We start from the raw sequence: 10,435 nt of genomic DNA, 5'->3' as shown, positions 1-10,435 counted from the left end.
GGCCGCGACATCTTGAACAGCTGCTCTGGCCCAATGCTGAAGTAATCAGCAGGGCCGCCACCGCGCAAGATGTGGCCTGCATTGGCGGTGTCGTAAATGCCGTCTTTCAGTAAGTGGTCGGCAATGTGCACGCCCACCACTTCGCCCAGCACCAACCAAGTGGGTACTTTTTGTTTGTCCAGGCCTTCGAGCTGAATAATTTGCGTGCTGCGGCACTCAAACGACACAGGGCTCTCGGCCACGCGTGGCACGTCCACCACGCGTGACGGGGCGGTGGTCAGTCCTGCCAATTCAAACTCATTCACCTCGGGGCCCACAGGCGCGCAGGTTTGGTTCATGGCTTCGGCCAGTGGGCGGGTGACGAGGTTCCACACAAACATGCCGTTTTCTTGCACATTGCGCACCGAGTCTTTCAGGCCGGTGCTCGAGAAGCCAATGATGGGCGGGATGTAGTTAAAAGCGTTGAAAAAGCTGTAGGGCGCGAGGTTCAAAATGCCGTCGTTGCTGCGGGTCGATACCCAGCCGATGGGGCGTGGGCCAACGATGGCGTTGAAGGGGTCGTGGGGCAGCCCGTGGCCGTCTTTGGGTTGGTAAAAATGCGTCATTTGGCTACGGTAAACGCAAACGCGCCAGCAGGCTGTCGCCCACTTGCAAAACCGCTGCGTGCGTGGGCCTTAGATGTGGCGTTTGGCCACGATGGCCAACACATCCAGTTCGGCTTGGTGGTCGGTTTTGATGTGGGCCAAGCTTTTGCGCAAGCTGTCTTCGCCGGTGGCTTGGGCAATCAAGCTGAGCTGATCGACCAGCAGTTTGAACTGCGCAGCGGCCAAGGCGGGGTGCGCTTTGGCGTCTAGCACCAAGCCGTTGGCATGGGTGTGGTCTTCGGCTTCTTTGGCGGCAAACTCGGCGCGGGCTTCGTGGGTCAATCGAGTGACTTCTTCGTGCGACAAGTGCAAACGCTCGGCCTCAGCAATGATGAGCTCTCGCTCCGCGCCGTTGAGCATGCCGTCTTCAAAGGCCAGCATGAGGCGTTGTTTGAAAGCGTCGCGGTCAATGCGCAACTGGTCGGTAAAGGCCGAAGCCAACAAGCCCGCAGGGATAGCAAAAATACCAATGCCCACCAGCGCCAACACCACCGTCAGGGCGCGGCCCATGGGCGTGATGGGGGAGATGTCGCCATAACCCACCGAGGCCAAAGTGATGATGGCCCAGTAAATGGATTGAGGAATGTTTTCAAACTTATCAGGCTGCGCCTCATGCTCAAGCAAGAAGCCTAAGCTGGCGGTCAGCACCACCAACAACATCATCACAAACACCGAGGCAAAGATAACTTGCCACTCGCGCTGCACCACCTTGTAAAGGGTTTCCAGCGCTGAGGTGTAGCGCGTGAGCTTGAGCATGCGCACCAAGCGAAAGACGCGCAAGAAGCGCAGGTCCAGGTGTTGGCTTAACAGGCTCTCTAGGACAAACGGCAGAATCGCCAGCAAGTCGATGATGGCGGGGCCCGAACGAATGTGCGCCCATCGTGCCATCCGGTTGTGATACTTTGGGTTTTCAGGCGCTGAGTACACGCGTGCGATGTACTCGATGGTAAAGAGGGTGAAAGCCATCACGTCGATGACATGAAACTCAACCGCGAACAAGGCGCGCATCGATGCCACCGATTCAAAGATCACGCAGAAGATAGACAAGGCCACCCAAAACACAATGAAGTTGTCGAGGTAAGCATGCAAGCGGCCCGAGTGACCGGTGGGCTCTAGCAGGGCAAACACTTTGGCGCGGAACGAGCGGCCTTGGTTGAGTTCTTGAAACTCGAGCCAAGCAGGAATAATTTGGCGTGACAGCTTGAACATCCGCGCCAGTCGCATGATCCGCAACACGCGCAGCATTTCCACGTCCACATCGACAAAACGTGCAAAGTAAAAGGGCGCAATGGCGATCAAGTCCACCAGCGCATAAAAGCTAAAGGCGTAGCGCAAGCGCGGCATGCTTTTGCCTGCAAAGTCGGGGTGCAAATGCGCGGTGGCCACGCGCATCACATATTCAACCGTAAAGATGCCCACCGTGAGCACGTCAAACCAATGGAACCAACCCGCGTAGCTGTTGTATATCTCGGGCGTGTTTTCGATCAGTACCGCAAAGACGCTTGCCACAATCAGGAAGGCAATGCATCGCTCGACCGTGTGGTTGAAGCCGTGTTTGAATTCGGGGTCAAACAACCATTGGTAGACGAGGCCCAGCAAGGAGGTTTTGGGTGGGTGGGCGTGTTCGGTCATGGCCTTTGCATCGGATTCACAGCCGTTAGATAAACAACAAGAACCCGTTGATGGTTGAGAAGATGCCAACTAGGCCGAGAACGCAAGGCACCCAAAACAGCACCACAGCGCCCGTCAAAATGGCCACCGAGGTCAGCACAATCGCGATTTGCAAAAGCGCTTCGGCATAGTCAAACCAAGGGTCTTGGCGCAGCGCAATGTCGCGCTCATGTTCGTGTGCTTTGGCTTTGGCCATCAGCTCTTTTTTGCCGTCGCCCGTTTCTGGCTCGGACTCATAGCGTGCGATATTTTTTTCGTAGCCTTCAACTTTTTTCTCAGCGATCGCTTTGGCTGCGGGAGAGAGCTTGTCGTTGGCCAGCTGTATGCGAAGGTCATCAGCCGCAATTTTGTAATCGGTTTGACGGATGTTCTTGGCTTGGTAAAAAGAATAAGCGTTGGCAGCCAAGATGTTGTTGCTCATGCTTTCTTTAGCGGCGTTGTTGCCGCCCAAGCTGGCGATGGCCAAGCACATGGCCAGCAATGACACCAGCATGGCGCAACGGGTGCGGAAGGGGTCATTGCCGTGGTCTGGCAATTCGGTTTCTGGGACTTCGCTCATGGTGTTTTCCTTTTACTCTTGCTGATCGTCGGAATGCTTGTCTTTGCGTTTGCTTTTAGCTTTGGTAAAAATTTTATACAGGGCAAACACTGCCAATACGACTGCGGCCACGCACACCACCAACTCGGCGTTGGTGAGTTGATGCACGAATTGGTCTACGTAGTCATAGGTGGAAAGCGGTGTGTAAACATCCGGGTTCTCTTGCTTGTATTTCTCGTAAGCACGGTTGTCCATGAAGGCTTTCGTTTTTAGTTAAGTCGATTGTTTGTTGGCTTTGGCGATTTGTTTTTCTTCTTCCATCTGGTGCCTGATGGCTTCGACTTGCTCATCCGACATCCCCAGCTTGGCTTGCATGATTTTAAGTTGAGCTTGTTCTTCTTCTGTGACAACGCCATCGGCCAGCACATTGCGCACTTCCATTTCATACAGCGCTTGGCGTCGCTCCACTTGTGCCGTGTAGGCAGTGGCCACGACACCCGTCAAAATCGCGGCCAAAGCGATAGACAGCACTTGGGTAAGGATGACCAAAATCGTGCCAAAAAAAGTGACGGGTTCGACGTTGCCCCAGCCTGCCACGATGGTGATGACAAACCAGTGCATGGCAGCAGGTATAGAAGGAAACACCTCGGGCTGCTCATGGCCTTCGATGATGTAGATCAAAGAGGAGAAAAGCAAGCAGCTGATGAACAGCAAAAACACGGCAGAGGAAAAAGAGTCTTTCTCTGCCTTGACAGCGGCCACCATGTCTTCAAATGCACTGTTGTAGCGCGAGAGTTTGAATATTCGCAGCAGTCGAAACATGCGCAACACGCGTAAGTCCGCCCCCGGGAAAAGCAGTTGCAGATAAAACGGCACGGTACTCACAAAGTCGATGATGCCGTAGAAGCTAAACAAATAGTCTTTTCGGCCCTGCCAAGCCGTGCCACCGCTGTGGATGTATTTCTCACCATACGACCAAACGCGCAGGATAAATTCAACCGAGAACACGGCCACGCTAAACATATCAAACAAGTGGAACTCGTGCAGAAATGCATCATGAATTTCAGGCACAGATTCCAAAATGATGCCAATCACGTTGGCCACCACCAAAAGGGCTATGAAGATTTCTACGAAGTGGCTGTATTTGTCAGGTTTTTCACCTTCCATGATTTCGAAGGTGCGGCGTTTGATGCGCTGATAAATAGAGGGGTTAGCGGCTGCGGTATTCATGGTGGCGCTCATGGTTTAGCAGACGATTTATTTTGGGCGCGCAGCAGCATAGCTTCGACTTGTTCATCAGAAAGTCGGTAGTGTGCTTGCAAGCGTTGCAGCGATTCCTTTTCATCAACTGACATATTGCCGTCTTTAAAGACTTCGCGAAGTTGCGCTTCAAACGCGGCTTTCTTTCGGGCCACTTGGTTGGAGAATGCCGATGCCACGATGCCCGTCATGATTGCGGCCATGCAGACCCCCAAAAAGCCAGTGATGAGCGCAATGGCCTCCCCCGCCTTGGTCATAGGTTCGACGTTGCCATAGCCTGAGGTAATGGTGACGATGGCCCAGTAGATGGAGTGCGGAATCGTGCCAAAGAACTCAGGTTGTCGATGACCTTCGGCAAAGTGCATCAGCGAGGCTGACACGATGGTGGCAATGGTTAACAAAAATACCGCAGAGCCAAACGCTTGACGCTCGGAGTGAATGGCATGAAACAAGTCTTGCAGCGCTGTGTTGTATTTGGAGAGTTTCAAAATTCGCAGCAGGCGCAACACACGCAGGATGCGCAAGTCCAGCGTGGGGAAGAACACATGCAAGTAGTAGGGCATGGTGGCAAAAAAATCGATCAAGCCAAAGGGGCTGAATATGTATTGAAAGCGGCCCTTCCAAGTGCCGCCATTCGCGGGGCCGTACTTGGCCCCCAGCGACCACACGCGAGAAATGTATTCAGCGGTAAAGAACATGACGCTCCAAAATTCCAGCTCGTGGAAGATGACTTTGTATTGGGCGTGAATTTCAGGAACGGAATCAAGAATCACCGCAGAACAATTGACCAGCACCACCACGGTGATGGCCCATTCAACGTAATGGCTGGCCGCGTGGTTGGGCGAGCCATCCAATATTTCCATCAGTTTTTTCTTAAAACCTGTTGTCATGGGAAAGGTCTAACGATATAAAAAGTATCAATTGTCTGAAAAAGCAAGCGGCCACACAAATTGTGTGTGACCGCTTGTGGTGAGGCTTGCAAAGTTAAGCCAAGCGTCGATTTAGCCCAGCTTACGACTTGCCTTGAATTTTTTGCCACAAGGCAAATTCATTAGCGGTCAAACGCTCTCCGGCTTGTGCCGCTTGGTCAAACTGCGTGGCATCGACTTGCACACCGAGTTGTCGTATTTGGCCCAATAACACTTTGTAATGCTCGACAGCCAAGGCCGGGTTTTGAGCGATTAAATGAATTGGCAAAGGGTTGCGCTCTTCAAGCTCGTGCTCTTTGACCACCACTTCAATCAATTTATTCACCTCGTCAACCGTCAAGTGCAAGCGCTTGGCTTCGGCTCGAATGATGGCGGCTTCTGCATCGCTGATATGACCGTCTTTGAGGATGGCAAACAACTTGGCTTTCAGCAAGTCACGCTCTTTAACCAACTCGTCGCTGAAGGCCGAGGCCAACAAGGCGGCAGGGATGGCAAAGATGCCGATGCCCATCAAAGCCAAGATGCTGGTCATGGCCCTGCCCATCGGCGTGACGGGTGAAATGTCGCCATAGCCCACCGAGGCCAAGGTGATGACTGCCCAATAGATGGAGGTTGGAATGTTTTCAAACTTTTCAGGCTGCGCGTCGTACTCAAACAAGTAGCCCAAGCTGGCAGTCAAGACCAACAACAACATCATGATGAAGGTGGCAGCGCCCATGACAGGCCATTCGCGCACCACCACTTTGACCAACACGGCGGTGGCATCGCTGCCGCGTGTGAGCTTGAGCAATCGCGCCAAACGGAACACCCGCAAGAAGCGCAAGTCGATCAGATGGTGCAAGAACACCTCAAGGAAGAAGGGCAAGATGGCCAAAAAGTCGATCAGGGTAGACGGCGACTTGGCTTGTTTAAAGCGACCTAAGACCGCGCCTTTGTAGCCTGGCTCTTCGACGCAGGCATACATGCGCATGCAGTACTCCACCGTGAAGATGGCCACAGCCACAGCGTCCAAGATGACGAATTGCAAATGCAAGATGTAGTTGATGCCCTTGACCGATTCCAAGATCACGGCCAACACAGACAAGATCACCCACACACCAATGAACACCTCAAAGATGTGTTGCATGGTGCCGCCGTAGTTGCTGGGGAACACCAAAGCGTGCACCTTTTGGCGGAAGGTGCGGCCTTGGTTGAGTTCTTTGAATTCAGCAATGGCGGGAATCAAGACACGAAACAGCTTCATGATCCGCAGCAGTCGCAGGAATCGCAACACGCGCAAATCTATGGGGATGAAGGCTTGCAAGTAAAAAGGCGCAATCGCCAAGAAGTCAATGATGGCGAATGGGCTGGTGGCAAAGCCTAGCCGTGCATTTTTGCGATGCTTAAACTCTTCGTCCTCAGGTGCCAAATAAAGGCGCAAGGCGTATTCAACGGTGAACACAGCCACAGAGAAAATATCAAAGATTTGAAACCAAATTTGGTTAGGTTCGAACACCGCAGGCACGTTTTCGAACATCAAAGTGAACAAGTTGATGATGATCAGATAGCTGATCCACTTGTCCAAGTTTTTTTGAAAGTTGCCAGGGATGTTGGGATCTAGTAGCCATAAGTAAAGCCACTTGCGCATGGGCAAGTTGCGGTCGATATCGGCTTCTATGTCTTGGCCCAGAATGGCTTTGACGTCGAGGTCTTCTAAGAATTTGTCTTGTTTGGATTGTGTTTGCATGTCAGACCTCAGAATTCAAACTCAGCAACTTTGATGGCGTAGCCACCTTTGTCACACACAGAAAGGCGCAGTTGCATCTTGTAGTCAATGCTGTCGGTTTCCAACAGTTGTGACGCGACGAAGGGGGTGGCTGAGCCTGGGGGCGTGGGCATTAGGTCTTCCAACAAAATGGCGCCCATCAAGGTGCGGTCTTTGGGGTCGCAGGCCGCCACAAAGTGGGGAGGCTTGTTGAAAAACGAATTGACTTGGTCTTTGATCTCGGTGTTGGCCACGATGTGTGCCAAGCAAGCGCCCCAAGTTCCAGGGGTGTCGGCCTTGGCATCGGCTGCGGGCTTGACGCCACCTTTGCAGGCTGCATGTTTGGTGTCGGCTTCAAAGCGCGTGGTGCCGGCTTCGGTCATCCATGCCACCCAAGCTTCGCCATTGCTTTTGGCGGTCTCGACTTTGAGCGCTTCTTTGTAGTTGACAACGCCCAGCCATGTGACGGCAGCGATGATCAAAACTATGAATACGATGAAAAGCTTGTCTCCGCCGGTCATTCCAAGGTCTGAGTGATCAGGGGTGTGTTCAGTTTTAGAGGCCATGGGCTTCGCCATTCAAGTAATAGAAATCCGACTGCAACGTAGGGATATTGCGCCGGCAGAAAGTGAATGTGATGATATTCGTAAATTGTTTGAATTTATCGATTTAATACTAGAAATTTGACGAAGTTGCTGTTTTTAATGAATCTTAAAGCAGTAAAAAGCCGCTATAAAAGCGGCTTTTTTATGGGTCGATATTCAGTGGTTTTGCGAGCCTCGGTGTGCCCACCCCGTGGTGTGTTTTTCAATCATGCTGAACAACTCATACATGATCATGGCCATGGCCCCCACCACCACTAAGCCAGCAAACGCCAAGCCCATTTGCATGGCCGAGCCCGCTGAAATAAGCAAGTAGCCAATGCCTTCGTTGGCAGCCGTCATCTCAGACACCGTCGTGCCCACAAAGGCCAAGGTGATGGCCACTTTGAGCGAGCCATAAAAGTAAGGCATCGAACGGGGCAAGCCCACTTTGACCAACACGTCCCAACGCTTAGCGCCCAAGACGCGCAGCACGTCTTCCAGTTCAGGCTCGAGTGTGGCCAAGCCCGTGGCAATGTTGACCATGATGGGGAAGAAGCTGATCAAGAACGCGGTCAGGATGGCTGGGCCCACGCCGATGCCAAACCACACCACCAGGATAGGCACAAACGCCGCTTTGGGTAAGGCGTTGAAGCCCGTCATGAGCGGGTACACGGCTGAGTAGGCCAAGGGCGAGCTGCCAATGACAAAGCCCAACAGAACGCCCACCACGATGGCAATGCCAAAACCAACCATGGTCACCCAATAGGTACGCCAGGCGTGGCCCGCAATGACGTCGCGGTATTCCACCATTTGTTCCCAAATGCGCAGCGGCGAGGGGAAGATAAATTCAGAAACGTTGAACAGCGAACACGCGGCTTGCCACAGGAGCAAAGTGCCCACGAGCAAGCCCCAAGGCGCCCAAGTTTCGAGATGTTTTTGTTTCATGGTCTTGGGTTTGCGTTATTGCTGAATGACTGCGCCGGTTTTGCGCATGGCGCCGATGTGGCCGCGCAACTCGTGGACGATGTTGGTGAACTCGGGGGTGTAGGTCACTTCCAAATCACGTGGGCGGGGCAGATCGATGTCGCGCTGCACCACAAAGCGGCCAGGGCTCTTGCTCATCACATAAACCTTGTCGGCCAAGAAAACGGATTCGCGCAAATCGTGGGTGACCAAGATGACGTTGAACTTTTGCATGGCATGCAGGTCGCGCAAGATGCACCACAGCTCTTCGCGGGTGAAGGCGTCGAGTGCGCCAAACGGCTCGTCCAGCAACAGCATTTTGGGTTCATGAATTAACGCGCGGCAAATGCTGGCGCGTTGTTGCATGCCGCCCGACAGCTCCCACGGAAACTTGCGCTCGTAGCCGCCCAAACCCACGGTTTGTAGCAGCTGGATGGCTCGGTTTTCGTACTCAGCTTTTTGGGCTTTGAAGTTGGAGCGGTAAGGCTCCACGATTTCCAAGGGAAGCAACACGTTGTCCAGCGTGGTGCGCCAAGGCAGCAGCGAGGGCGATTGAAACGCCATGCCGCTGATCTTGAGCGGGCCGTTAACGGGCTGGCCATCTACATAAATAGTGCCACGGCTAGGTTTTTTCAAACCTGTGGTGAGCTTCATGAAGGTAGATTTGCCACAACCCGAAGGGCCCACAATGGCAATGAACTCGCCTTGTTTGACCTGCAGATTGATGTCTTCCACTGCAAAGTGGTTTTCAGCTAACAGCTCGTCGTTGTAAGCAAGCCAGACGTTTTGAAAATCGACGAAGTGTTCAGTAGAAGCAGTCATCTAGAAGGCCTATTTACTTCTTACCTTTTGGCAACACGTCAAGTTCTTTGGCTGTTGGCAGGAAAGAACCGTTCCAAATGTCGTCAGCCTTCACACGTGTTTTGGTGTTGAAAGCGTCTGACACTTGAGAGGCCATCAAAGACAAACGTGGCGCTTTGACTTGGCCAAAACCTTCAGCGCGTGCATCTGCGCTGTTGATGACGGTGTCGATGGCCAGCTTCAGGCGGCGTGTTTCGAGTTCGCTGTTGATAATGCCGTCGCGCGCCTTGACTGCTTCAATGGCTTTGGCGGGGTCAGCGATCACTTCTTTCGCACCTTTGGCAAAAGCAGCCAAGAAAGCTTTGAGTGCGGCTGGGTTTTCTTTGATCAGCTTGGGTGAGGCAATGATGGCGTTGCCATACAGCTTCACGCCATAGCTGGGGTACTCCATCACCACCACGTCTTCAGCTTTCACGCCACGCGCTTCGATGTTGAGCAAGGATGTAAAGGTGAAGCCGGTGATGGCGTCCACATCGCCGCGTACCAACATGGTTTCGCGCAAAGGAGGGTCCATCGACACCCAGTTCACAGCGCCCACGCTGTTTTCTTGAGAGAAGATGGGAAAGGCACGACGGCCTGCATCAAACACGGGTGCGCCCAACTTTTTGCCAGCCAAGTCAGCTGGGGTTTTGATGCCCGATTTTTTGAGAGCCATCACAGACGCTGGCGTGTTGTTGTAGACCATCATCACGGCCACTGGCTTGGTAGGTGCGTCTGGGTTGTTGGCGTGGAATTCCATCAGGGCGGCCAAGTCAGCAAAGCCAATGTCATAAGCGCCAGAGGCCACACGGTTAACCGCGCCGCCTGAGCCGTTGCCCGCGTCGACGGTTACGTCGAGCTTGGCGTCTTTGAAATAGCCTTTGGCTACAGGCACCAAGAAGAACGCCGATGGGCCTTCAAAGCGCCAGTCGAGTTGAAATTTCAAAGGCGTGGTTTGGGCCGAAGCGCCTGCAAAACTAGCAGCCAATGCCAAGCCGAGGGTGGTTTTGATGAAAGTGCGTTTGATCATGTGAGCCTCTGAAAATCAAAATTGAAAATGGTGTTGTATACAAGCTTGCAATATTGGTGCCTACTTTTAGACGCCTGTTTGCGGGATGCTGACGCCAAATTGTGCGCGATTTTGGTTTGTATACAAAAAGGGTTTGCACCAATGCGGCGTTTTGCACCACTGTGGTGCGCCGTGGTTGGGGCGAGTTGTGCCCCATGAAAAAAGCCAGCACGCTGGCTGGCTTTTGGCGGGA

General features: G+C 53.1%; 11 protein-coding genes. All 11 read right to left on the bottom strand.

Going from position 1 to position 10,435, the window contains the following annotated elements:
- Positions 1–605: flavin reductase family protein (locus ABWP81_RS06810; RefSeq protein ID WP_353140508.1), on the bottom strand; the 605-nt coding region annotated here is incomplete at its 3' end.
- Between the two features lie 69 nt (positions 606–674).
- A complete protein-coding gene (locus ABWP81_RS06805) occupies positions 675–2,276 on the bottom strand; it encodes an ion transporter (protein WP_353140505.1) in 1,602 nt (533 codons plus the stop codon).
- A 25-nt stretch (positions 2,277–2,301) separates the two neighbouring features.
- Positions 2,302–2,874, bottom strand: coding sequence for a DUF4337 domain-containing protein (locus ABWP81_RS06800; RefSeq protein WP_353140502.1), 573 nt, complete (start codon positions 2,872–2,874; stop codon positions 2,302–2,304).
- A gap of 12 nt (positions 2,875–2,886) precedes the next feature.
- Positions 2,887–3,108: a hypothetical protein gene (locus ABWP81_RS06795; RefSeq protein WP_353136013.1), complete on the bottom strand. Its 222-nt coding sequence runs from the start codon at positions 3,106–3,108 to the stop codon at positions 2,887–2,889.
- A gap of 18 nt (positions 3,109–3,126) precedes the next feature.
- Positions 3,127–4,083 carry an ion transporter gene (locus ABWP81_RS06790; protein WP_353140499.1) on the bottom strand — a complete coding sequence of 319 codons (957 nt, stop codon included), beginning with the start codon at positions 4,081–4,083 and terminating at the stop codon, positions 3,127–3,129.
- Positions 4,084–4,091: 8 nt separating this feature from the next.
- The gene (locus ABWP81_RS06785) at positions 4,092–5,003 is read right to left on the bottom strand and encodes an ion transporter (RefSeq protein WP_353140496.1); all 912 of its coding nucleotides are present in this window, start codon (positions 5,001–5,003) and stop codon (positions 4,092–4,094) included.
- A gap of 121 nt (positions 5,004–5,124) precedes the next feature.
- Complete coding sequence (locus tag ABWP81_RS06780; protein WP_353140494.1) at positions 5,125–6,768, bottom strand: ion transporter; 1,644 nt, start codon at positions 6,766–6,768, stop codon at positions 5,125–5,127.
- A gap of 8 nt (positions 6,769–6,776) precedes the next feature.
- Positions 6,777–7,352: a hypothetical protein gene (locus ABWP81_RS06775; protein ID WP_353136025.1), complete on the bottom strand. Its 576-nt coding sequence runs from the start codon at positions 7,350–7,352 to the stop codon at positions 6,777–6,779.
- A gap of 195 nt (positions 7,353–7,547) precedes the next feature.
- Entirely contained in the window at positions 7,548–8,315 is a 768-nt protein-coding gene (locus tag ABWP81_RS06770; protein WP_353136028.1) for an ABC transporter permease, read from the bottom strand.
- Between the two features lie 15 nt (positions 8,316–8,330).
- Positions 8,331–9,155 (bottom strand): ABC transporter ATP-binding protein, encoded by an 825-nt coding sequence (locus ABWP81_RS06765; RefSeq protein WP_353136031.1) that lies wholly within the window; start codon positions 9,153–9,155, stop codon positions 8,331–8,333.
- Between the two features lie 13 nt (positions 9,156–9,168).
- Entirely contained in the window at positions 9,169–10,203 is a 1,035-nt protein-coding gene (locus ABWP81_RS06760) for an ABC transporter substrate-binding protein (RefSeq protein ID WP_353136034.1), read from the bottom strand.
- Positions 10,204–10,435 lie beyond the last annotated feature (232 nt).

The sequence above is a fragment of the Limnohabitans sp. genome (assembly GCF_040401135.1).
In the GTDB taxonomy this organism is placed as follows: Bacteria; Pseudomonadota; Gammaproteobacteria; order Burkholderiales; family Burkholderiaceae_C; genus Limnohabitans.
This window is presented reverse-complemented; position numbering and strand designations above follow the sequence as displayed.